General features: G+C 38.1%; 18 protein-coding genes. 1 reads left to right on the top strand and 17 read right to left on the bottom strand.

Features of this window, described 5'->3' with window-relative positions; translation table 11 throughout:
• Positions 1-169: 169 nt before the first annotated feature.
• The 7 genes from SCRDD08_RS03905 to SCRDD08_RS03875 form a co-directional block, all read right to left on the bottom strand.
• The gene (locus tag SCRDD08_RS03905) at positions 170-1,222 is read right to left on the bottom strand and encodes a serine hydrolase (protein WP_061422524.1); all 1,053 of its coding nucleotides are present in this window, start codon (positions 1,220-1,222) and stop codon (positions 170-172) included.
• A 113-nt stretch (positions 1,223-1,335) separates the two neighbouring features.
• Positions 1,336-1,941, bottom strand: coding sequence for a superoxide dismutase SodA (gene sodA / locus SCRDD08_RS03900; protein WP_061422523.1), 606 nt, complete (start codon positions 1,939-1,941; stop codon positions 1,336-1,338).
• 91 nt (positions 1,942-2,032) lie between these two features.
• The gene (gene holA / locus SCRDD08_RS03895) at positions 2,033-3,070 is read right to left on the bottom strand and encodes a DNA polymerase III subunit delta (RefSeq protein WP_061422522.1); all 1,038 of its coding nucleotides are present in this window, start codon (positions 3,068-3,070) and stop codon (positions 2,033-2,035) included.
• Between the two features lie 106 nt (positions 3,071-3,176).
• The gene (locus SCRDD08_RS03890; RefSeq protein WP_061422521.1) at positions 3,177-3,353 is read right to left on the bottom strand and encodes a hypothetical protein; all 177 of its coding nucleotides are present in this window, start codon (positions 3,351-3,353) and stop codon (positions 3,177-3,179) included.
• A 70-nt stretch (positions 3,354-3,423) separates the two neighbouring features.
• Positions 3,424-4,752 (bottom strand): accessory Sec system glycosylation chaperone GtfB, encoded by a 1,329-nt coding sequence (gtfB, locus tag SCRDD08_RS03885; protein ID WP_061422520.1) that lies wholly within the window; start codon positions 4,750-4,752, stop codon positions 3,424-3,426.
• Positions 4,753-4,782: 30 nt separating this feature from the next.
• Positions 4,783-6,312, bottom strand: coding sequence for an accessory Sec system glycosyltransferase GtfA (gtfA, locus tag SCRDD08_RS03880; protein ID WP_061422519.1), 1,530 nt, complete (start codon positions 6,310-6,312; stop codon positions 4,783-4,785).
• 14 nt (positions 6,313-6,326) lie between these two features.
• Positions 6,327-7,175 carry a hypothetical protein gene (locus tag SCRDD08_RS03875; RefSeq protein WP_061422518.1) on the bottom strand — a complete coding sequence of 283 codons (849 nt, stop codon included), beginning with the start codon at positions 7,173-7,175 and terminating at the stop codon, positions 6,327-6,329.
• Between the two features lie 256 nt (positions 7,176-7,431).
• Here SCRDD08_RS03875 and SCRDD08_RS03870 point away from each other — a divergent pair, with 256 nt between their 5' ends.
• A complete protein-coding gene (locus tag SCRDD08_RS03870) occupies positions 7,432-9,030 on the top strand; it encodes an IS1/IS1595 family N-terminal zinc-binding domain-containing protein (protein WP_061422517.1) in 1,599 nt (532 codons plus the stop codon).
• Here SCRDD08_RS03870 and SCRDD08_RS03865 read toward each other — a convergent pair.
• The 10 genes from SCRDD08_RS03865 to secY2 all read right to left on the bottom strand — a co-directional run bounded on the left by SCRDD08_RS03865 (position 9,025) and on the right by secY2 (position 25,849).
• A complete protein-coding gene (locus SCRDD08_RS03865) occupies positions 9,025-10,452 on the bottom strand; it encodes a restriction endonuclease subunit S domain-containing protein (protein ID WP_061422516.1) in 1,428 nt (475 codons plus the stop codon). The two genes, SCRDD08_RS03870 and SCRDD08_RS03865, sit on opposite strands and share 6 nt — an antisense overlap.
• Positions 10,449-12,905 carry a type I restriction-modification system subunit M gene (locus SCRDD08_RS03860; RefSeq protein ID WP_061422515.1) on the bottom strand — a complete coding sequence of 819 codons (2,457 nt, stop codon included), beginning with the start codon at positions 12,903-12,905 and terminating at the stop codon, positions 10,449-10,451. The genes SCRDD08_RS03865 and SCRDD08_RS03860 overlap by 4 nt, the downstream gene beginning before the upstream one ends.
• A gap of 237 nt (positions 12,906-13,142) precedes the next feature.
• Positions 13,143-13,421 carry a helix-turn-helix domain-containing protein gene (locus tag SCRDD08_RS03855; RefSeq protein WP_061422514.1) on the bottom strand — a complete coding sequence of 93 codons (279 nt, stop codon included), beginning with the start codon at positions 13,419-13,421 and terminating at the stop codon, positions 13,143-13,145.
• A gap of 397 nt (positions 13,422-13,818) precedes the next feature.
• Entirely contained in the window at positions 13,819-14,994 is a 1,176-nt protein-coding gene (locus SCRDD08_RS03850) for a family 1 glycosylhydrolase (protein WP_061422513.1), read from the bottom strand.
• Positions 14,995-15,057: 63 nt separating this feature from the next.
• Entirely contained in the window at positions 15,058-17,958 is a 2,901-nt protein-coding gene (locus SCRDD08_RS03845) for a hypothetical protein (protein WP_061422512.1), read from the bottom strand.
• A 69-nt stretch (positions 17,959-18,027) separates the two neighbouring features.
• Positions 18,028-20,415 (bottom strand): accessory Sec system translocase SecA2, encoded by a 2,388-nt coding sequence (gene secA2, locus SCRDD08_RS03840; RefSeq protein WP_061422511.1) that lies wholly within the window; start codon positions 20,413-20,415, stop codon positions 18,028-18,030.
• On the bottom strand, positions 20,405-21,439 hold the full coding sequence (gene asp3, locus SCRDD08_RS03835) for an accessory Sec system protein Asp3 (protein WP_061422510.1): 1,035 nt from the start codon (positions 21,437-21,439) through the stop codon (positions 20,405-20,407). Before asp3 ends, secA2 begins: the two co-directional genes overlap by 11 nt.
• The gene (asp2, locus tag SCRDD08_RS03830; RefSeq protein ID WP_061422509.1) at positions 21,436-22,995 is read right to left on the bottom strand and encodes an accessory Sec system protein Asp2; all 1,560 of its coding nucleotides are present in this window, start codon (positions 22,993-22,995) and stop codon (positions 21,436-21,438) included. Before asp2 ends, asp3 begins: the two co-directional genes overlap by 4 nt.
• Positions 22,982-24,583, bottom strand: a complete 1,602-nt coding sequence (gene asp1 / locus SCRDD08_RS03825; protein ID WP_061422508.1) for an accessory Sec system protein Asp1 — start codon at positions 24,581-24,583, stop codon at positions 22,982-22,984. Before asp1 ends, asp2 begins: the two co-directional genes overlap by 14 nt.
• A 6-nt stretch (positions 24,584-24,589) precedes the next feature.
• Positions 24,590-25,849, bottom strand: a complete 1,260-nt coding sequence (secY2, locus tag SCRDD08_RS03820) for an accessory Sec system protein translocase subunit SecY2 (protein ID WP_061422507.1) — start codon at positions 25,847-25,849, stop codon at positions 24,590-24,592.
• Between the last annotated feature and the right edge of the window lie 25 nt (positions 25,850-25,874).

Genomic DNA, 25,874 nt, shown 5'->3' with positions numbered 1-25,874 from the left:
TTTACTAGAATTATACCTTTTTCCTCCCAGATGTCAATCCTCTAAAAAAGCTGGTCAGAAAACTCACATTCAGAATAAAATGCGAGGATCGACTCGCATTCTATAACTATTTTCTATAAAGCAGCCTCATTCAGCAGGTTCATTTCAGAGCCTAGTTGCTGGGCCGATTTTAATTCATGTTGACCCGGTGCCACTCATTGATGATATAGGCAATTTGACCGACCTGATCAATACCAACTCCGCTGATCTCCTCACTGGCTTCTGTGCTGCCACCTAGATAGGCTGTATAAAGTGCCACAATATAGGGCTTCTCCTCCATGACAATAGCATCAACATTAAGAGCCTCTCTAACATACCCAGGCTTTTGGTAGATTGTCAAATCGTATAAATAACGTTTGTAATATTCACCGGGGAAGGAAACACCGATAAAATAAAGAATGTCCTTGTATTTTTCTTGATTATTCCACAGATACTCCAGAACTTGAATATAGTAGTCCGTTGTTGTTTTGTTTTCTCTGCTGATCGTCTTGACTTTAGCTTTTGACCGGCCATACCTTCCAAACATGCTGTAGGCCTTATCCATACCTCCTAGTCGCTCTGCTAGCGCATAAGCAGGCGTATTTTCAGAGTAGACCAAGGAATACTCCTGCATATCAGGAATAGACATGGCGCCATTGAAGGCCGCTACATAGTTATCATGCTCTCCCTTGTATTCATAGCTGGTGTTGGTAATATCAAACCGCTCTTCCAGCGATAATTTTCCTGCTGCTACCTCATCAACAACCAACATATTAAGGGGAAGTTTATAGGTAGATCCTGCTGTCATAGGCTGGGTATCATTCATGGCATAAGTTTGCCCACTTGTCAGATCTTTATAAGAAAAAGCAATCTGCGAAGAGTCAATTCCCATGTCATCCATGTAAGCCTGAACAACTTGTGGCAAGGTCATATTCGCATAATCGTAAGATAAGCCCAAGGCTTCCATGGTCGGAAGGTCTTGCTCTATCACCTCTTGCTTCTCTTCCATCGTCTTGCTAGCACGCGCAGTCGCCTCAGACTTCGTTTCCTCTCCTTCTGTAGCCTGTGAAGAAGCAATTGATTGACCTGCTTCTGCTATCTTTTTATCAGCTCGCTGTGGCTCCACCAAAAGACCCAAAAAACAAATAAATAAGAAAACACCACCGAACCAGCAAGCCAGTTTCTTAATGTCATTTTTAATCAAAGTTTTTCTCCTAATATTTTAGTATTATAAAAGATTCTCATTAAAATAACAAGTAGAAAGGTCAATTTAAGGGCATTTAAAAACGAATCATTGCGATCCGTTTTATAATTCTATTATTTAGCTGCTGCGTAGAGCTCATCCACTTTATTCCAGTTGATCACTGAGAAGAAAGCCTTGATGTAGTCAGGACGCACGTTGCGATATTTCACATAGTAAGCATGTTCCCAAACGTCCAAGCCGAGGATTGGTGTCTTACCTTCTGAGATTGGTGTATCTTGGTTCGCTGTTGAAGTTACTTCAAGTTTCCCTTCTTTGTTGACAACCAACCATGCCCAACCTGAGCCGAAACGAGTTGTTGCTGCTGCAGTGAAGGCTGCTTGGAATTCTTCGAATGAACCGAATGTCGCATCGATTGCTGCTGCAAGTTCTGCTGAAGGAGCTATCTTTTCAGGAGTCATCAATTCCCAGAAAAGAGCGTGGTTCAAGTGTCCACCACCGTTGTTGATCACTGCTTGACGAATATCAGCCGGAATAGACTCAACATCTGCCAACAGTTTTTCTAAATCTTCACCAATTTCAGGGTGTTTTTCAAGCGCCGCATTTACGTTATTCACGTAAGTTTGATGGTGCTTGTCATGGTGAAGGTGCATTGTTTCCTCATCAATGTAAGGTTCCAAAGCGTCGTATGCATAAGGTAGATCTGGTAAAATAATTGCCATTTACTTGTCCTCATTTTCTTTATTATTATACAAATCATAACGTAAAAACGCACATTTTTCAACTATTTTGCTTATAAATTTTGCTAAGCTTTTAGAAGTTTCCTGTTGCGATTTTCAGTAAGGCGAGGTCGAAAAGGTAGTCCTTGTCATAAAGACCAGACTTGATTTGATAGTCCGTTTCAATCAAGCAGGTCAGGGTTCTTTTCAGAAAGTTGAGGCTAAGCCCACGCGCATCCTTGAGTGCAAACTTGACTTGGAAGGGATTCATCTTGCGGCCTAGATAGTCTGATAAGTCCGACACGATTTGGCTCTCAGATCGGCCATTATCCGCCAAAATCTTAACCTGAGTAAACATTCGAAACTGGCCTAACATGATGGCAATCAGCTTGATTTCATCTTCACCCTGCAAGGTTAGATCGCGCACCAAACTCCGTGCGGCATCAATTTGTTTCTGTAAAATCAGCTGGGTCAAATCAAAAATGTTGTCCTGCAAGGTTTTGGGAATGGCCTCAGCAATGTCTTCTAGACTAATTTGCCCCGACTCTTTATAGGACTTCAGAAAAGCCAAGTTTTTACTGATTTCGCTAAAATGAAAGCCTGATTTGATCAGCAAGTGGTCAAAAGCCTTCGGAGCAAAGTCCAGACCTTCAAGCTGGGCTTGTTTGGTAAAATACTGACGCAAGTCTGCTTCCTTAATCTCAGCTGCTTCAAAGATCTGTCCGTCGCGCTTGAGCATTTTGACTAGTCTGCGTTTGCTGTCCAGCTTACCTTCTGCAAAAATGACCAATTTGGTCGTGCTACTAGGATCTTCCAAATACTGCTCAAAGGACTTGAGCTCTTCATCCGATAAATAGCGCTTTTTTGCTGTCGTTAGATCCGCAAAATGATCTAAAATAATAATCTTTTCATCTGCAAAAAAAGGCAGACTGACTAAATCTAGCTCCACATCTGCATAAGACGTTTCTTTCATATCAAGCAACGTGACATTCAAATCCGCTGGATCGTAGTTGATCTGCTTCATAAACTCGTCTTTTAACAGCTCAAATTGCCCCAAGTCGTCTCCCGTCAAAATCGTTAAAGGTGGAAGGTTTTCGGGAGTGATTTTCCTAATTTTTTCAATTGCTAACACAGTAGCACTCCCTTCTATTTTCTTGATTCTTAGTCATGTATAAATTGTAACAAAAAACAGCAGGAAAGTCTGCTGTTTTTCATCATTCTAACTAGAATATCAAGTGCTAAAAGAATTGCCCCAACTGCATGATGATTGTGACCAAAAGGGTGATAAGAAAAAGAATACCGCCTAACACTGCAATCATACTAAACTCTTGCTTCTCTCTTTTCAACGGTCTTCTACGATTATCTAGTTGCTCGTTGATATGTTCCTGCAGAATTCCCTTTTTCTTCTCTGGCATGATTGTCCTCCCTTACTAAATCTGCATAAAGGAACTTGCCCTCATCGAAAGCAAGTTCTCATGTATCTGGTTAAAGAATGGCCTTATATTGCTCCAAACTAGCCTGATTAGCAGCCTGTTTCTGTCTAGCAAGTGCCGCTTCCATCTCTGATGAATGAGCAAGGACAGCTTGGATTTTTTCCACCATGGTTGAGACATTTTCTGGCGCATAAATGTGATCATCCGCAATAAATCGACGGCTATGACAAGTGTTTGTAAAACTGAGAATCAGCATATTATTCTCAAAGGCTGTGCGACAAGCATTAAGGATTTCATCGCTGATATTGATATCTAGATACAAGTCACATCTCTCAAAAAGCTCTGCAACCTTTGCCGGACGAATATTTGGATAAAGCGAAACATTCGGATAACGATTGAGCCCCATTAAATGGCCAGACATTTCTGTGATGGCTCCAATATGGAAATGTACATTTGGTAGCTGAGTCAAGAGTTGCTCTATTTGCTCAAGTTGATCACTATTGGTCAAAATTAAGGCTTCTGGATTCATATTATTAAGACGCTGGTAATCATAAATATAACCAATATTGTGGAAATAGACTTTTTCTTCCGATGTTGCCAAACTTTGAATTTTCTCATATACCTGCCTGTCCTGAACAGCGATGCGGATATTGCGATGAGGCATTTTCATAGCTACTTTCATATTACCAGGTAAGGCTTCTCCGATAGGCTCTTGCCAGAAAAGGACATCTTCTGCACGACCATTTTTAGGACGAAGAGCGTAGGCCACCAAGAAAGGGGTTGCTAGAGAATTATAAATAATACGATCTGTATCATATTCACGATATTGTAGATAAAAGACGACAAATTCTTGTTTAGATTTAAAAATATGACGCTTTCCTTCAAGTGTCAAGATGATATCACCAGTCAGATGATTTTCCATAATCACCACGACATTGTTCTGATCAAAATAACGTGTGTGGGTCGGGCGTTGTGTCTGATCGTAGGTTATTTGTGCGAAAAGGCGTCCTTTGCGATTATAGATATCTGCTGCTCGAACCTGCCCCTCTGTATCCAGCCATTCGACAGCCCGCACACGTCTTTCATGTGTCGGTTGGCGATAGAAAATATTGGCACGCTTCTTGCCCATATCCAAGATTTCACCATTTACATTGCTGGAGCGAATCTCCCATAGATGCGGTTTGGGGACAAGATTAAAATAAATTGGACGGCCCTCTGGTGTGTCCAAATCTCCTGTAAAATAACTGTAAGGAGACTCGACATCTGGTGAAAGATAGCCATCGTCTTGTACAACAACAACAGGACAATCAAGTCCTGTTGCTTTTAATGAACGTAACAAATCAAAACTTGCTTGATCATAGCGGTCAAACAAACAAATCATAGTGTTTATGCCTTTCTTTCTGAATCCTACTTAGTTAGCCTGAGCCGATCGGACAAGATCAGACCAGCGCTGGGCAATATGCTCATCAAGGTAAGGCTCAGCTACCTCATAGGACACACGGGACAAATCTTCTTGAGAATGTTGAGTTAATAGCTGAACAATCTTTTCTGCGTACTCTGTCGTCATGGCATCTAAATCATCTGGACGAGCCTTGGGAATCAGGTAGCCATTTTCTCCATCGCGGATAAAGGTCGGATTGCCATAACGAACATCAAAGCCAATGATGGGCAGGCCAGAACCTACTGCTTCCAACAGAGTCAGACCAAAGCCTTCACTTGTTGATGCTGCTAGATAAGCGGAATAATTCTTGTAAATATCCGCCATATGATGATGTCCCATCAGACGAATATACTCTTCTGCCTTCAGATCCGCAATCAGCTTCCGCAGCATAGCTTCCTCACCACCTGTACCATAGATATCAAAGGTGATTTCCGGTAGCTGCTCGTGCGCCTTCACTACAGAATGAATCAGCCAATCAATATGCTTTTCACTGGCCAAACGAGAAGCTGTCATCAGACCAAAAGGTTTCCGCTGACCTTCTGGTCGGCGCAGCTGATCCAAGCTGCCCACAGGAATAGTTAAAATATTCTTCGGCTTGATGTCGGTATATTGAGCAAACTGTTCCTTCAGTAGCTCTGTTTGAGCATCCGTCGAGTTGATGATGTAGTCCACTTCTTCTGCGTATTCAAATTGATACTCGTAGTAATTATTCCACAAGATATACTCTTTTTCTGCGGGATTTTCACTAAAGTGGTCTGCGTGAACGATGACAGCTAGTTTGGCAGCCCCCTTATTGGCGAAGATTGGCTGGCCAATATCTGTCTCTCGGTCTAGAATCAGTAAATCCTTATCTGTCAACTTCAAGCTTCTCACGAAATGAGCAACAAACTCCTGCTTGGAGTAGAAGACCTGATCTGGAAAACGATAAACTTGCGTTTCTGGCTTACCGTCTACTTCATCGATAATCTCTTCGTAAGCCACACTACCGTCTTCATTGAGCCAAGTCCGTTGATAGAGACGAGCCCGACCATCTACAGGACTATAGTATTCAATAAAGTTTTTAGTATAAGTATAATATTCTTTCTGAATGAGACAACCACGCGAAACAATCTCTGCCCGCTCAATCAGCTCATTATCCATATCGCAAGAATAGCACGTTACAAAATCATTATCTCCAAACAGGATCCGAAAGGTCTTGTTCTCAGGATTGCGGACGATTTCTAGAGGTTCCCTATCAAAACTAGCTAAGACTTGTGCTAGAGTGTAGGTCGTTGGAGCAATCTTAACATCTGTAAAATACTGATAGAGCCAAATGACCTCAGAGTCTTCAAAGCCGATATTCTTCGTCAAATGTTCAATATTATCGGCTGAAATAAAATCCATAAAGATGAATTTTGCCTCTAAGCCCACACTGCGAAGCAATTTTGCACGATAAATTTGTGCGTACTCAACCCCGCTGCTTGCCCAACCAATTCCTAGGTTGATGTTATAAATTGTCATAAACCATGTTCCTCTTACAAAAGATTATCTTTTTTAATTCTTGAAAGGCGTTTGATGATTTTTCCTTTCTTCTTTTTCTCTTTTTCTTTATCTTCGTCTTTAGACTTTTTGACAGGAGAAGTGAAGTAAGTAACGGGAACAGAGCTATCTGTACCTGTCTTAGCAAATGTTTGCTCAATATTGACAACTTCTTTTTGTGGGGCAGAGATTTCTACTGGGACTTCTTCCTCACCAAAAATATCTGATTCGTTTACTTCTTCTTCGTGCGCTTCAAAAGAAGCTTCATCGAATAGACTTTCAGCTTCAACTTGCTCATTTGGAGCCTCGTCTTCTTCCAAAGGTGTATCAAACAAACGCGTAGCTTCATCTTCCTCTAAAGGAGTATCAAATATGCTTGCAAATTCGTCGTCTTCCGAAGCTTCCTCGATTAGACTTGCGATGTCAATTTGACCCTCTAAAGTTTCTTCGTCTAGAATCTGACCAATTTGACTAAGAAGCTCTTTGATTTTTTCCTTTTGCGCCTTATAGAGTTGTTCCGTTTCAAGACGTTTTTTCGTCAATTCATCGATCTCTTCAAGGATAGACGATCTTACTTGTAAGAAGTCTTTCTGAGCTTTCTCGAGAACCTCTTGAGCCTCTTTTTCTGCCTTTTCATGTGCTTCAATAATCAGCGATTTAGCATAAACAACGGCTTCACCGATTTCTCTTTCTTGGTTCTTTAAAGCATCAATTTTTTTACGTAAAGATTCAATTTTCTCATTCTTTTTACGAATTTCACTATCAAATCCTTCTTCTAACGATTCAATGTATTCTTCAACTTCCTTGGCACGATAGTTACCAAATAGGGTCTTTTTAAGTCTCATTCTGCTCCCTCTATTCTTCATTTATTCTAATTATATACTATCTTATCAATTGTAGCATAAAATGACGCTTATTACCATTGTTTTATAAGTCTCTTATATTATCCAATAATGGTGTGACAGTTCAAATCGCCATTATAACAACATTTCTAAACTCAATAACTCTATTTCAAGGCTGTTTCTTACTGTGAATCCAGATTGTTTTATGTTATAATTATAGTGTAGATAATTAAACCATATGTTGTTAGAGAGGTGTTTTATGGCTAAGAAAAACTTGAATTTAGATGAAGTTATGGCTTATATTGAGAAATTGCCGTTTACTCAATTCAAAAGCGTTGTAGATCATTACTCAAATACCCAAGACAGCGACTTCTCCGATACCCTTAACAAACTGACCGTTTCAAACTTTGAGCAACGGTTAGAGAGTTTAGAAGTAAATTCTTCATGTCCTACTTGCTCCTCTCACGATATAGTTAAAAACGGTCGTAAGAATAATATCCAACAATTCAAGTGTAAAGAGTGCAATAGGAGGTTCACTCGTTTTACAGATACTATCCTAGAAAAAACACGTTGGCATTGGGATATTTGGATTAAAGTCCTAGAAATGACAATTAACAGCTATTCCATACACGATATGATAAATGTTTTGACTAAAGACTATGGTTGCGAAGGTATCAACTACAAGACGGTATGGCTTTGGAGAATGAAACTAATACATACTCTAGCTGAAATGCCCATGCCAAAACTAACAGGCGTTGTGCAAGTTGATGAAACTTTTATCCGAGAAAGTCAAAAAGGAAGTCGGAAGCTAAAATCCACCATCGGAAATAGTGTCGAGCGTAAAGCTAGATATGGTCGCCAACCCTCTCAATATGGTGTTATGGGAGCGGAGTTTGCGACTGTTGTAACTGCTATTGATAATCGTGGTTATTGTGTTTGTAAGGTTGCTAGTCTTGGAAAACTGTCTCCTGAACTATTCTTTGATTTATTTGACCAACACTTTGATAACATCGCTTATTTATGTAGCGATGCCAATAGCGTGTATGAAGATTATTGTCAGTTGAGAAACACTCCACACTATGTTAGACCTTCAAATTTCTTAAAAATCATAGGTAACTACGGCTATATCATTCAAGCAACAGAAGAATTTGAAAAGAAAACCAACAAAAAGGTATTAGAACACCTCTACTATGAAGGGATAACAGACAAAATAACCAACCGTGGCGAAATCCTATTTGATATTTTTAACGATATAAAATACCAAAATGGACTTTCTCTTGCTCGTGTCAATGAACTGCATAATGAGATTAAGCAATATATCTACCGTGATATGACAAATGTATCAACAAAACACCTTCAAGATTATATTGGATTTTTCACTTATATCAGAAATTGGCGAACTACTAACGGTCATTACCCAACCTCACAGAATGATGCAGAAAATATCTTTATCGAGATTTTGAAAACAAAGAAAAGCCTCACTTCAACCGAAGTAAGGCAAAAAGAATTATCATTACCAAAACCAAGTTCTCGCTATATGGAAGTATTGAAAGAAGAAACGGAAAAGGCTAGAAATGCCATTGATAACCCCTATTTCAAGTTTAACGAGGAAGATGGAGTATTATCATTCAATAAGCGTGAGTACCTCTTAGACTTGCCAAAAACACGCCTATACGCTATCGCTAAGGAATGTCGGATTCCTCGTTACAAGAAACTAGCTCATTGGTCGTTGGTATCAGTTATCTTGAAGCAGGATAATATTCAAGATATACTCTACCAACAACTCGCAAAAGACCGAAATCAACTCATAGATGAAGAAGATTTGGAAGTGATGCGGTCTAGTGGGTATGTGTTATAAAGCAGATAACAATTTTATGATTTCACTATATACTACATGAGCTTTCTCTTTCTTTTGTTCTTCCTTCTTCATAGAATACTCTATGTCTCTAACTATTTCTTTTTGTTCTTCTAAAACTATCATTGGTATAGGGAAATCTCCTAAATTTTTTGGGTAAATATTTTTGTTTTGAAGACCGCTATAATCAGTCATTATTAAACTTCTAAAAAAATCAGTTAATGTAAAATAATAAAAGTATTCAGGGAGAATCTTATTTTTGTCAACTCTCACTCTAGTTGTAAAATCGGCATAAATACCTTCTACATTTTTGGGAATTAACGATGTTTTACCGATTGCTTCTCCAGAACGTGCAATTATTACATCTCCCATTGCTACACTCTTATTTTCATAATTAGACAGATAATATTCACTGGTAACTAATTTAGCTTCATCAGCATTGAAATCCCAAGTTTTTATGGTGTTCATTGATACATAGTAATAATTTGAAAACATACCATCTGAAACATATTCTTCAGGTTTTATTGATTGTCCGAGAGTAATTCGTTCTGTTGTCAAATTTTTCAGTAGTTCAAAATTTTGATTTTGTAAAGTGCTAATTATATAACTTCTAATCGGATGATTGAAATGAAAACTCATTCTAAGGTCATTCGAGTTTACAAATATAGAACTATCTCGATAAAAAACTCTATTCTCTTTTATTTTCTGAAATTCACTTAAATCCCAAAAAAATTTCTTGGAAAAAATTTCGTTACAAAAGTCAAATCTTGTGATAGATTCTTGCAATAACTTCTGTATTTCTTGATATTTTGCAGAAATTATAGAAAAGTTGTCTTCTCCATTAGAATAGATTTTATCTATTGTTGTTTTATCAAAATTTATATATCGTAAGTCTGAAAATTTGATAGTGGGATAACCTTTACCTACTCTAGCTACTGAAATTATATCATTCAGGAAAAAATCTCTCAATATGAAATAGTTTATCAAACTATATCTAAGGTCAACCGAACGTAGATGAATAAATGCGTTTGTAAAAAAAATGTCCTCTTTTGTCTCATCAATGTAGATAATCTTTTTAAGATTTGGTCGAATAGAAGAAATTAAAATATCCCCTTTTTTTACTTTGATAATATCGTTGTTTCTTATTTTTTTATAATAGTCAACATTCTCAAAATCTCTATCTTCATTTTCAAAATCGAGAGAAACGGGATTGACTGTTCCATTGGAATCTACATCTCCAATTTGGCAGTATCTAAACTTTCCGCTTGGAATATCCTTAACAGTATTAGAAGTAACTTCTTGAAAAATATCAGTAAAAGAATAGCTTTCTTGATAATTTCTGTTTGACAGACTAATAAATGAATAATCAATTCGCAAACTATCCTCTATAAATAAATCTTTAAAAGTATAACTGGTTATTTTCATATTTTATCCCATTCTATTTCTCTAATTAAGCTAAGTATATTTGCTTTTTCTGTATCAACAGTTAATATTTCTCCGTTTTCATCCTCTAGGTAGAGTTCGTTTTTGGATTTTTGCAAAATAACCTTACCTTTTCGTTTTTTAACTTTGAATCCAATATGCTCAGTTTCTGCCATAAAAACATTGTTTTGTAATTCTGTTTTGTTGGCTATATATCTAAGAACCCAGTTTACATTTACTTTATATCCTTCAGTTAATTCTTCCAAATCTTTGTCAGGAATTAACAATCCTTGTTTTCTATTCCCCTCTGTATCTAATAATTCAGATTTATACTTTTCTAATAAGATTTCCCAAGATTCGCTAGAATCAATTTGCAAACCTATTCCAACTTGCAGAAATTCCGCAACCGCCAAAGAACGTTGTTCCCCAGAAAGCTCTTTGATATTTAATTTCTTCTCGTCTTTTTCTTCAAAAAATACTTTATATAGATTTCCTACAATGAGACTTAAACGATTATATTCTAAACACGCTTTGATGATGTTTTTGTTCCAATTTTTAATCTCATCATTTGTTTTTTTCTGTGCAAAGAGAATTGACGTTTTGGTAGGAGTATAAGCAAAAGTAGTTTGTGGTAAAGATACAAGAGCTTTTATCTTAAAATACTTAAACAGAAACACTCGTATATATTTGTTTTGAGCGGTATCAAAGATACTTTCAGGCAATACAACAGCTAACCTCCCATTAGGTTTCAATAGCTGATAGTATCTTTCAATAAACAAATTTTCTGAACTCTTATTTGAGAAGATAAAATTACTTGCAACTTCTTTTTGTGTATCCCCATCTAATTTTACGGAGAATGGTGGGTTACTCATTATAATGTCAAAATGTTCGTTGACAGGTTTAGAGTACACATCACTAAGTATATTTTTCTCTAGTTCGTTATTATCACGTTTATTGCCATCTGCATCTAACTTAAGATACTTTGTGAATTTTGATAACCCATCTCCTAATTCTGTTCCGGAAAATACGTTTGCAGAGCCATCTCCATGTAAAATCATATTTACCTTGACGGCAGTTCCTAAATCATGATTTAATTCAATGCCATATACATATTGCTGTGCCCATGTATTTTCAGCCCAACTTGGGAACCATTGATTTCTTTTTTGAGTAATTTGAGGATTTCGTTTTAATTTAGTAGTTCTTGAAATCTCGTATGTTAATAACCTCATAAATTCAACCATAAATGTACCACTTCCAGCAGATGGGTCTATAAAATATGGTAAACTAGGTGTCCCATTATTGATGAGTTCGATTGCTTGTTCATCAGCTTTTACTGCATAGAACATAAACTTTACAATGTTTTGAGGGGTAAAAAATTGACCTTTACTTTGTTTATAATCACTCTGAATAATTCCTTCAAAAAATTTTCCTAACAAGTCTTGGTTTGCTATAACACCATTTTCAGCTCTAAAAGCATATTTTTCTAAAGTTTGTACTGTGTGTTTTAGTTTTGAAAGAGAAAATTTTCCACGTTGAACTACTGGCGGAATGTCTGCTTCATTCGTAATAGACATTCTTTCTTTAACTGCATCAATATACAATCCATTTATTCTATCATATAAATCTTCCAAACTTTCAAATTCTTCATTTGAATCAATAAAAGTGTTAGATTGAAATTTATATGCTTCATCATCAGAAGTGGTGTCCTCATCATGTATTTTAGCTAGAATTAGATTAGTCAATGCTGAAAAAATATCATTATCAGAAGTTGCTCCACCACCCCAAAGGACATCATGCAACTTAACACTTAATTGATTGATAGTAGATTCGCTATAATCTAACTCTAAATCTTTGTCACTTCCTCGAACATAAGGTTTTTTGATTGCTAAACCGTAATTTGAAGGTATAGTATCTGTATATTCACGATTTTCTTTCCATAGTTCATAGGAATTATTTCTACTATAATCTAATAATATCGAAATATCTTGGACAGAATTATTGGTAAAATTGATACTAGAATAGACCAAGTATTTTACATTATGTCCCTCAGCTATTTCTTGACTGGCTACTTTTATCAACTGATTTTCAATCGCAGTTTCCATTTCAATTTCATACTGACTTGGAGACTTTATTTCAAAGAACAAAAAGGCGTCTCCGTTAGCATCTGATAATCTGACATCAACATAAACCTCTTTAGCTCCTCTTCCTAGATTGAATCGCTTTTCTAGTTTTATTCTTTCGACTGGATAGCCTAATTCATTTACTAATTTTGTGATAATAAATGCTCTCGTCCATTCCTCATCACCACAATTTTTCATTTTAATTTTTTTATCCATTGATAAACTTTTATCATAGATTATAGAATCTTGTTCTACATCCACCTTCACAATTTGTTTATCAAAGGATTTTATATACTGTTCGATTAGGTATTTTTCTTCTTTTGTTATTTTCCCCATGATTGCTCCCTCCCTCTAAACACAAAAAACAGAACTTACACGCTTAGTAGTAAATTCTGTCTTTCTTTTTGTAGCATAAAAAGAGGTTAAAGAAATAACCTTAATTACTTGTCTTGTCTTGTCTTGTCTTGTCTTGTCTTGTCTTGTCTTGTCTTGTCTTGTCTTGTCTTGTCTTGTCTTGTCTTGTCTTGTCTTGTCTTGTCTTGTCTAATGATTGTACCATCATTCTCTCCTTCGTCAAGCATTTTTCTTCTGAATTAGGCGTAAAACTTTTTGACCTTTTTCAGTAATTACATACTTACCACGCTTATTTTGATAAGGGCAAACATAATCTCCCTCAATCAAATCACGCAATAGTCTATTTGTTTTTAATTTTGACATGTGGTTGATGTCAGCTATCTCTTGTTGAGATAGGGGGATATAATAATCGCCTTTCACTTCGACTTGATTTTCCTTCAGCGACTTTAGCAGGCGGAAAGTATCATTTGCGAAAGGTTCAAGAGTAAATTCAACCATAAGTAACCCTCCTAACTTAATTATTATATCACAAAACAAAACCACATAAAAGGTCATATACATACACCGTAAAATATTTTGAAGTAAATTCTCAACGAGAAAACAACAAAAACTAGCTGTTTTTGGCATTTTCAGCTATCAATGGTTAGTTTTCTTGTTGTTATAAAGCCGTTTTAAGGCATCAGTTAGTTATCACTCTCTAATTGGATAATATAATAAGTCTCCGAGCAAAAAAATCCGGATACTACAGGAGCAAATAAAATTCTATTTACCTGCTAATTCTATGGTTCTCTTAGTTTTGTAACCTTATTCTTTTATAAACAAAAATACCTGAATAGATGACATATAATCCATTCAGGTATTTCATAAAAGGTAACTAAATGTAAAAGCGTCTATTTTAGAAATTGAGATCTACCCAGCTAAGAGGTGTATAGCCAAGAAGCTCAACGCCATCATATTCTACTGTTTTAACGATCTCTTGAATATTCGTTTTTAGCTCTTCTATTGATCGGCTGTCTGACTCATCTAATACTAGATCATCTTCCACAATAAATAGTGGCCTTTGATAGCGGTCATAGAGGTTGTTCATCGCCAGACGGAGACCGACAGGGTCGATTGGATTCTTATTGGTATTATTATAGCCATATTTATTGATAAAGACTTCTTGAGAATTACTAGATGCATGGTAACTAAAGCTAACAAAATCAACCTTTCCGACTCGTAAGTCAAAGAAGTCATCATTTTCAATATCTAAAGCAATCTGCTCACGTTCTAAACGGCGCAAGAAATGGTTTGGATAAGAACCACGAACTTGTACATCTGTAAAGACATAGTTTTCACGGTTCTTAACTTCTGCTTCCATCGCATCAATCGCACTATCCAGATTTTGACTATAGTTACGACTAACTACCAACATGCCGCCAAATTGAAATTCTGGATTGATTGATTTTCCAAGCTTAACAGCACGTGCCGAAGCGACCAATTGATAGTGAGCCGCCTGCCAGATTCGTTGGTTTCGATTTTCTCCATCTTCAAAAGACAGACCGCCACCAAGATATGGTAAATGGTGTAAAATATTAAATTCATTAAAGGTAATCCAATATCTTACCTTGTCTTTAAAATGTCTGAAAACAGCTTCTGTATAATGCTCATAAAGTTCAATCATCTTGCGGCTCTTCCACGCACCGTATTTTTCATACAGATGAAGAGGAAGATCGAAATGACTTAAAGTTACAATCGGTTCAATGTCCTTTTGCAACACTTGATCAATGATAGCTTCATAATATTTCAAACCTTCTTCACTTGGCTGCGCTTCTTCTCCAGTTGGGAAAATGCGTGCCCAAGAGATAGAAATTCTATAAACATTGAAGCCCATCGATTGAATCATATTCAAATCACTAACATAATCCGGTTGACTCGCTAAAGTAAATTGTCCCAGAAGATCATAGGCACCTATTGGTACTTTTTTGTAGTTGATTTCCCCTGTCAGTACTCCTATACGTGGTTCACTAATTGGTAATACATCCGTCGTTCCCAAACCTTTATTGCTGTTGGGCATCGTATTTCTAATCATAATGACTCCTTTTGATTTTGTGAATATATATGGATACTATTGCATTCTCTAGTATCTTTAAAATTATCGCTGGTCTTTCTTATTCTGAGCGATAGAAGCCAATCCAGATAATGTACTAGCGACATTTTTTAAGTCAGGAGAAATTGGCTGTAAACCTAGTCTTACCATCTGATATGCCTCTTGATCTGTCACGCTCAAGTTTGGACTTGTAGACACTTGAACAGACAAGCTTTCTTGAGATAGTGCAACTGCCTCTGAAAGTTCCTGAGATGCAAGGTTCATACCATCAAGCGATTCTTGTTGATAGGCAAGAAGCATTGACTCTGTTCGAGACAAGCTAAGTGACAGAGATTCTGAGACTTGTAAACTATGTGATACTGACTTAGACTCTGAAGCACTCTGTCTGTAAGAAAGCAACTCTGAGACTGAAATACTATAAAACTCAGATAAGGAAACTCTCACAATACTTTGACTGATTTGCTCTGATTCACTCAGGGAAATCGACTCACTCAAACTAAAGGAAGTTGAGATGCTGACACTATGACTAAGAGATTCGGAAAGACTGATAGAGGTTGAGGTGCTCTTACTAACCGACTCTGAAACTGAAATTAATTTGCTCTCATATGCAGATTGGGCAACAGAAGCACTAACTGAGAGTGAAGAACTGAGCCAATTGTACTCTGAAATTGATTGACTCAAACTTAAAGAAGTTGAAAGGCTCGCACTTTCACTTAATGATTCAGAGATACTGAGGCTCTGACTAAGGCTTTCAGACTCACTCAAACTCAAGGAGCTTGAAACACTCAGGCTTTGACTCAAGGATTCTGAAACACTGAGGCTCTGACTAAGGCTCTCAGACTCACTCAAGGAAACTGATTCACTTAAACTAAAGGCAGTTGAAAGGCTTGCACTCTGACTGAGAGATTCTGAAACACTCAGAGAGAGTGAAGCACTCTGACTAATAGAGTCGGAAAGCGATGTTAACTTGCTTTCCAATTCAGATTGGGCAACAGAAGCGCTAACTGAGAGTGACGAACTGAGCCAAGTATATTCGGAAAGCGATTCGCTCAAACTAAAGGAAGTCGAAAGGCTCGCACTCTGACTCAAGGATCCAGACACACTAAGGCTCTGGCTTTCTTGTTCAGATTGACTGACTGAAATTGACTCACTGAGGCTCAAAGAGTGTGAAGCGCTGACACTTTGGCTCAAGGATTCTGAAAGGCTGAGACTCTGACTAAGGCTTTCAGATTCACTCAAAGAAGCGGACTCACTCAAACTGAAGGAGCTTGACGCACTGAGACTTTCGGATTCACTCAAGGAAATTGACTCACTCAAGCTGAAAGAAGTGAAGATGCTCACACTCTGACTGAGAGATTCTGAGACACTAATAGACTCGGAAATTGATGTCAATTGGCTTTCCAATTCGGATTGAGCAACAGAGGCGCTAACCGACAATGAAGAACTTAACCAAGTATACTCGGCAATGGACTCACTCAGGGAGATTGACTCGCTCAAAGAGACTGACTCGCTGAGACTGAGAGAAGTTACTGTCCATTCACTCAAAGATTCTGACAGAGAAAGGGACTGGCTATAGCTAAGTGATTCTGATAGCTGCTGACTCTCCTTGGCTGATTCAGATTCGAAAAGAAGTTGAGAAAATGCTTCACTCAAGGATAGAGACTGACTGATGCTCAAAGATTCAGATGCCGAAAGGCTAAGTGAAGTAAACTCAGACTGAGCCAACCATTCAGAAGTAGAGAGGCTCAGGCTAGTACTAAGAGAAATCAAGAAAGTATCTGGCTTATTCTCGTTTACTGAAGGTGAATCAGCTTCCTCCTCATAAACTGAATCTGAAAGACTCATAGAAGCCTCTTCTAAGGCACTGAGAGACTCAGATTCTGAAAGGCTCAGACTAGCACTAATGGATTCTGACAGAGAGGCTGACTGACTATCCGCTACCGAAGTTGAAACGAATTCACTAAGAAGGATAGAAGCCGACTCGGAAAGACTCTCGCTTGCACTGATAGAAGCGGATAACCACTCACTCTCATAAAGTGAATCTGATTCTGATATGCTGAGAGATTCAGATTCGAAAATACTCCAGTATTCAGACTCGGAAAGACTCTCACTGGCACTAATAGAAGCGGACAACCATTCACTCTCATAGAGTGAATCTGACTCTGATATGCTGAGGGACTCAGATTCGAAAATACTCCAGTATTCAGACTCGGAAAGACTCTCACTGGCACTAATAGAAGCGGATAACCATTCACTCTCATAGAGTGAATCTGATTCTGATATGCTGAGAGATTCAGATTCAAAGATACTCCAGTACTCAGACTCGGAAAGACTCTCACTGGCGCTAATAGAAGCAGATAACCACTCACTCTCATAGAGTGAATCTGACTCTGATATGCTGAGGGACTCAGATTCGAAAACACTCCAGTATTCAGACTCGGAAAGACTCTCACTGGCACTAATAGAAGCGGATAGAGATTCATCCTCAAGAACCAGCTCAGATTCTGAATCTGACTGATCGATAATGTGAGAAGAAGAGTCTAAAGAATAAGTCTCTAATGAATCATTTTCCCACAGCGAATCTTGAAGAGAACTCTCGCTTGTTGAAACAGAGTCACTATCGAAATATTCAGCAGACAAACTCATTGAGGTCGAAACGCTCATTGATAAACTTTGACTGACATTTTTTATCAGATCATCTACTACCAAGCTATTGTTGGCTTGAAAATCTTCAAAGTCTTCCATAATAGAAATTGGCTCTGTCTGTGGTTTTAATTCTTCATTAACACCTAACACAACCTGATTCTGCTCTTGGGGCTTTCGGCTAATCGGTTTTAAGATGGCTGCATCCGGATCATAATAATTATCATCCTCCGTCACCAATCGTTTAAACTTCGATATAACGCGCTTAAACCCCTTTGCTTTTGCTTTATTATTCTTACCCATAAATATACATTTTCTCCCGAATGCAGTTATATCCTTATTATAAAGTCTATAGCACAATCTGTCAAAACTTTAGCCAAAGAAAACCTCTAATTTCCCTGTAGGCTGAACATTGACATAACTAAGCGCCATATTTTTTATAATTTTAAGATTCATGTCTGCATTCATTCTCTTATATGACTCAAAAGCCTCTTTATGAAACTCATATACAGGATTCTTTTGCGCATAACCTTGACTAACCACTAAAGTTTGAAATTGTTGGAGATAGTCAACTTGCTCCACCCAACAATCATCCACTGCTCTTAACACTGCGATGCGTTGAAGCTGCCCAAATAGTTCTGAATCCTCAATTCTATCGCGTTTTCGCTGATATTCTTCAATGAAAAGCTTAGATAGAAACTTCTTAACTTGACGAATGTTTGTCACATCTAAATCTCTCGGAATGCCTTGACAATAGTAGCTAATGTTATCCAAAACAAATCGATACAAATCGGCCTGCTCTTTAAATGGATGCTTCTTCATATAGGCGTCCATAGCATCTGATAAAACAGATAAAAAATATTCTAGTTTAAAGTCAGAATGAGCAATAATGTCATTGCGCTTGTTATAAATGATTTGCCGTTGAATTCGGATACTTTCGTCATACTGCTCCGTTGATCGTCTTGAAGCAGCTGCCGCATTATCGCTGTTTCTCTGAGCTTCTGTCACCTCATATTTAATACGAACCGATTTTAGATGAACCTTCTGTTTTTCCTCTGGCTTGGCGACTTCTTTCTGATAAAAATCATTGATCCACTTACTGCCAGTCTTTGTAATAATATCATCTTCGAGTGAAACAAAAAATTTACTTAGTCCAGGCGCGCCTTGACGGCCTGCACGACCACGAAGCTGCAAATCCACTCGTTCGCTGGACATTCTCTCTGTTCCAATAACCGCCAGTCCGCCTAATTTAGCAACGCCTTCTTCTAAAATAATATCCGTTCCCCGACCAGCCATAGAGGTTGCGACGGTTACCGCAGAACGCCGGCCAGCCTGTGCAATCATCTCTGCTTCTTTTGCTGCATTATAGGCATTTAGCACATTATGAGCAATTCCTTCCTGCAGCAGGAGCATGGAGTAAATTTCTGACATTCTTACCGATCCTGTCGCAATCAGAACTGGCTGCCCCTTTTTGTGTAGTTTTTTAATATAATCCAAAGAAGCATAAAGTTTTTGAGGGATAGTTAGATAGATTTCATCTGGATAATCAATCCGTTGATTGGGCTTTCTAGTAGGTACAACGACCACTCCCAAGTCATACACTTCACGAAATTCATCTTCACATACCTTCCCTGTACCCGTCATCCCCGCCAATTTAGGAAACATCTTGAACAAATTTTGATAGGTAATAGAGGCCATGGAACGTGTTTCTAAGGAAATCTTTACGCGTTCTCTCGCTTCCAAGGCTTGGTGCAAACCAGATTGAAGTTTATTCCCTTCTAAAACTCGCCCTGTTGCCTCATCCATCAACTTGACTTCGCCATTTTCTACAGTATACTGACGATCTTTTTCAAATAAATGATTGGCCCTTAAGGCCAAATTGATTTGACGGATCAGTTGGTAGTTATTTGGATCGTAAGCATTTTGTACACGGAAGTATACTTCTGCTTCCTTGACACCTTTTCTCGTCAACCAGACCGAAGTCCGAGTCGAATCTAGCTTAAAATCTTCCCCTTCTTTCAAAGTCTTAACAAATTCATCGCAGGAAAGGAACAGATTAGACTGAACCCGAGGAGAGCCCGATATAATCAGAGGCATCTGTGCACTATCCAAGAGAGCTGCATCAACCTCATCCACTAAACAGAAATAGAACCTAGGCAAGAATTTCTTTGCTTGAGAGGTCGCTAAATTTTCTTCAAGGTAATCAAATCCCAGCGCACTATGTGTTGTATACACGATATCACTTTGATAAATCCGCTGCTTTTGCGCAACCTTCAATTTTTTAGCTGGATTTTCTGAAACACCAATCCCAACTGTCATTCCTAAGTAATGAAAAACAGGAGCCATTTGTTTAGCGTCACGTATCGCCAAATACTCATTGGCCGTAACTAAGATGGTGCTGTTTCCAGTCAAAGCATTTAAGTATAAGGGCAGAATTGCTGTTAGTGTTTTGCCCTCTCCCGTCCTCATCTCGGCAATCTGATTGTCTTGCATGACTAAGGCACCTAAGATTTGTACATCGTAAGGATAGAGGCCCAAGACACGCTTAGCCGCTTCACGAATGGTGGCATAGGCTTCTGGTAAAATTTCCTGCAGCCTTTCTCCCTCAGCAAGACGGCCCTTAAACCATTGAGTTTTAGCCTGCAATTCTTTATCTGACATGGCTGCATAATTATCAGAAAGCTGATTAATCTTTTCTAAGATTTTTTTATATCGCCTTAGTTTAAAGGAATTAGCTAAATGTAATTTTTTAGGCTTCATTCTTTCTCATCCACTCTTCCGTTTTCTCCAAGTCTATTTTTTGAAGCAAAAAGGACTGATCCAACAAATAATCAATTTTGGTTAGTACCCGTGGCCTATTTTTCAAATGGGCATATTCTTTTACTCTAGCCGAGTTGAAGCGTTCCAGTAGCAAATCTCTAAACAAAGGATAATTCACCCTATTTCGATAGCGATCAAGAACATGCTGATAATCTAATTCTGGCATGAAATCATCAGTCACTAAAGCATAGGCATTTTCAAATTGCTGTGAGTAAAGCAAAGCTGCGATATTTGAAATCGGTCCATAGCCAGCAAAAGCGACCTTCTCAAAAGAATATTCTCGAGACAGCTTTTCAATTGTTCCAAGCAAGATTTCGAAAAACTCTTTTTCCATATACAAAAGAGCGTCTTTATAGGAAGAATTGACTACCAGCAAATTTGGAAAATGTTCCCGAACAATTTCTGGAATGTAACCCGTCCGATTGAAATCAGGCTCCGTAAAGCAAACGTAAATCGTCTCTTGATTAACGTCCTTATGCAACAATTTCGAAATCCAATAGCGATCGACTGTATAATCTGCCACACCTTCTTCGGCAATATAGATGCTTTCAAACAAGAAACGATGGCAACCTGAACTCACTAATTGAATTTTATAATGGTGGGTATTGTTCGGAACACGAACGCTCATTGTCTCACCCTGCTTAATAATTTGATTAAAAATCTCCTCATCACGCGCATTCATAAATTCAATCTTCAAGTAGGTCGAATTTTCAGGAAGAGTCTTCAGATGGCTGCCAAAGATATATTTTTCTCCTCGCTTCAATTCAGGAAGCTGGCTTGTATTTCGTAAAGCCTGATAGTTTGCTTGCGAATGCCATTCATGAATGACTGTACCAGACGGCATGAACTGATTCTCATATAAGACATGCCCATCTGCTAGCAGCTTCACAGACGATCCATATAGATACTGTGATACACTTCGCATATCCCAATAAGCAAAATAGATTTCTTCCTTGTATCTCACGAATCAAACTTCCTTTCAAAACTATTCACTAATAAAGTTTTATATTGATTAAAGAACCATTCGACAATTCCTTGCGTATCATCATTGTGTCGTCCTGTCAATCCTTTACTAATGACATTAACGCGGTAAGCTCGCTTTCCTAGCTCTTCTAGCATATCAGGGTAGGCCGTACCATCGTAGTCATCATGATACATATAAGACACAATAAATTTCGTCCTCGAAAAATCAGCCTCTTTGAATGCTGACCAGAAGTGCTCATTAAGTTGAGCTGTTCCTTCCTCTGATAATTCTCCTGTTGTACGAAGCACCAAATCTAAAGAAGTAGGAAAACCTCCAGGACGAATCGTGGATTCATTCTCTGCAATATCGCCTAAATTTACTAAGGGCTTACCGACAATCACTGCATGAGGCTCTAACTTGGAAGCATAATACAGGGCTCCAAAGGTCCCCATTGATAGTCCGGATAAGGTCAACTGGTTTCTTGTAAAGCCTAATTCATCTAAACAGTGATGAATGACCTGAACAAGCTTTTGCTCCAGCTCTTCTGAGCCGAGATAGAAAGCACCACCCTCAGAACGCGGATCTCCAATCAACAAGAAAGGCGCTCCCAAATTGTTCATCATCCAGTATCCCTCAAATCCTTCAGCTGGACGATAACCAGAAAAATAAATATTGAGAGGTGGCTTCAAATCACCAGGATGGAAGTAGTAAATCAATTCCTCCCGATTTTTATCCACAACACGACTTCCACCAATCAACAAGTCCCCATAACCCAAATGAGATTGGCGATGATGGAATGGTCCAATTTTCACAATTCCTTGCCCCTTTACTTGAGCACTGACGCTTAGGTAATAAGAATCGCTGGTATCCAAAACGAGAGGCTTCTCAAAAGATTCTTCATCATAAATCCATTCTTGCATGGGAGAATTGCCAACTGGATAACCCTTGATGACATAACGAATTGCGCAATCTTCAGAATTTCTGAACTCTGGCCATAAATCCAAAGGGGCGTCTGCACTCAGAAAGATATTGTACTGATAGGTTGCTACAGTTTGGTAATCCTCACCATATTGGCCACACAGACGGAGATAGTTAGTTCCTTCATAGTTAATCTGACCTGAGAAGGAGGGATTGACAACTAGGTGATTAACACTGAGCTTGGTACCACTTTGCTTGGAAGAAAAGCCCCTTGAAAATAGATACAGCATCTGAGCTGGATCTTCAAAAGTAGACTGAACGGCCCTTTTGCGTAAAAGGAATCTCTCCAAGGTTTTTGTAGTAATTTGACAGCGCTCATGATAAAACAAGCGATAAACCTGAATTAAGCTGTCCAATACTGTAATGTACTCAAAATGCTCAACAGTATCGACCAATACAACATCATAGGGCTTAGCAGCCTTCGGTTTCTTCCCATCCTTTTTTAAAATACCAATATCTTCAGGCAAGAGAGACATGATATCTTCTGGTTTAACAAATGTCCATGCGATATTACTAGGAATCTCATATTGGTGCTGCCAATTCTCATTGGCAATCTGTAGGACACTAATTCTGTTCATTTAGCTTTAATTCCTTTATCGTATTTTTCCACATTTCGACAATTTCTCCCCTTGTATACAGCTCAATCCTCTTAACCGAATGTACCAAAGACTGATTCCAGTGTTCCAAATCTGTGAGGTAATACAAGAGTGCCTCTCTCAGGTTAGAAATATCATTCATGATCCAACCATTTTCGCCATGCTTCACATAGGAAGAATTATACAAATTCACTTGAGGAATCCCCCCGCTGATACCTGCAATTTGGGTTCGGATATCGGCTGGACTTCCCAAATCCAAGATGACGCGAACATACTTCAGAGCCTTCGCCAAATCGGTATCACTATGAATCACCACAGTATCAATTCGCTCTCTGAGGCTATCATCATCTTCTAAGCGTGGATCACCACTCTTAGCGGCCTTATCTTTGTCAACAAGGAGCAATTTTTCTGCATACTTTGTTGATGATAAAGATTCCTCAAGAAACTGTCGAATAGAAGCTTCTCGACCAAAATCCTGACTCTGCGTCCCAACCAATAAGTCAATCCACTCATGTTGCAACATCATATCAAATAAGGAAGTAAAGACATATTGAAGATGATGTTCTGGTAAAGTATCGAAATTGACATAGATAATCAACTCTTTTTTCCGCTGACTATGCCCAAGATTCAACTGTGTGTCATAAGGTGGAATCTCATAATAAGCAGGAAGTTGCTCTTCTTCTACTTCCCCTACTTGTTCTGCAATCTTCACGATTTTATCCAAGCTATCTACCACAAAAAATGGGGTATCTTTTAAATCAGAAAAGAGCTGTTCTGTATTCGTAATCGGATAGCGATTGCCAAAGAAGGACAGAACAACAAGATGATCCTTCTTAATCTGTTGGAAAAAATGATTATGCTGCACATCTGCTGAAACAATAATCGAATCATCCTTGGTTAAAACAGAAGCCAAATGCTGCTCTAGTTTTTCTTTAACAAGCTCCTCAATATTCTGATAGACATCCTTAGCAAATGTGCCTTGTGCCTCAGGACTGATAATGACCTGCTGGTTATCGGCTGTCAAAAATTCTCTGAATTGCCATATCCCTTGTGCATTCAGATAGTCCTGATAATAAGGCTGATTATGCTCAAAATAGATAATACTGGAGACAAAGCCACGGTCATCAAAAACAAGCTGATAATCTATCTGATTATTTTCAAAATAGGTAATATCAAAAATATTACCTATTTGTGAAAAATTAATCTGAGCATGAGGTAGATGATCGACGTAAACATCTACAATAAAAGGAGTATAAAAGATTTCTGCTCCCTGCGGCCATTTCAAATCATCCAAACGAATTTTTCGTGCAGGCACATCTGTCAGACCTTGTATGCTATCAAATAGATTCCAAATTTCATCTGATGAAAGTCTTTGTTGATAAAAGAAAGTCCGAATATGAGGTGAATAATTCAAAATCAGGACAGAGTTGGCTTCTCCTGATTGTTGAAACATCCGCAATAAATTTACGGCATCATCAAACATCATATTTTTCGGTTGCAGATAGAAAGGTAGGGCAGTAGAATACCATTTTCGATCTTGTTTATACCAAGAAGGTACAAAGTAAAACATATCCCTCTATTCTCCTTTTACTTCTAGTTCTTTATGATAATAAGTCCCGATTCTTAAGATTCGTATTTCTTCACGCAAGGGCAAGAGCATGCTGATCAAAATGACTAGTGTGCTTGGCAAGGTCAAAAAGAAACTTGGCAAAGGCAAGAAGAAATTAATAAAATAGGGCAGGCCGACATACAAGATGAGATAGATAGCTCCTATATTTGATTGCAAAGAAATATAGTGTTTTAACACTTTTAAAGTTTCTTTCCCCGGCTGAATATAGTCAAAATATTCTCCCTGACGCTGCAAGCGTTTCGCTGTCTCTTCCGGTTCCAAATTGATATAGGCAAACAAAATACCCAACAAGTAAATCGCAACTAGATAAACAAGGAGACCCAAGGGCTTTGTAAAGTCAAACAAATTCCCAAATTTTAGTGAAAATCCTTTCCCCGTCCAGTCTAGTAATAATTGGAACAACATCAAGACGCTTGTTGCATACATAATGGGCATTCCACCAGAAGGAATGAACTTAATTGGCAAATAAGATTTATCATAGTAGCGATTGCTTAACATGATCCGATTAAGAGGCAGACGTATCTCGGCTTTCTCACATACGACAGCTACAAAGGTCAAAAGAAGATAGGCCAATAGAGCCACAACTAAAATCATTCCTCCTCGGACAGAAGACAAGGATTTCCCAAGCAAGACTATTAATTGGTCAGCAAACTGGAGTAAAATCCCTGAAATGATGATAATGATTGACCCTCCCACTCCCTTACGAGTATTAAGACTTGACAACCAAATAATGATAAAACTGCCTGTCACAACTGTGAGTAAAACTGCTAGATTATAGAGCCAATCATCCACCAGAAGTAGAAAGCGACCGTTTCCTCTATAAGCGGTGTACATAATGGCTAGTCCCTGCACAATCGCAAAGAACAAGGTTAAGATCTTTTGAAAGAAATCCGTTTTTTTAAGAGACCAAGATTGTATATTCCAGCTTTTCTTTAGGTTCATGACTTGCCATACAATCATCGTCGTAATCCAAGGTCCTAAGCCCAAAGAAAATACTGAAATCTGAGAAACATCAATTCCTGCCAGTAAATACAAAGCGGCCAAGGGATTGTCTTCCTTTATCCGAAAAGCTTCCATACTGCCATTGTAACCCGGAAGCAAGATATGTCTTCCTAATATATAAATAGCAATGATGAACAGTGTAAAGAGGATTCTCTTTCTAAAAATATTCTGACGCTTCTTTTTCTTAAGACCAAAGTGCTCCATTTATTATCCTTTATTTGTATTTTGG

It is taken from the genome of Streptococcus cristatus (assembly GCF_001578775.1).
Classification (GTDB): Bacteria; Bacillota; Bacilli; order Lactobacillales; family Streptococcaceae; genus Streptococcus; species Streptococcus cristatus_A.
The sequence above is the reverse complement of the archived record's forward strand: the minus strand, read 5'-3'. Positions and strand labels throughout refer to the sequence as shown.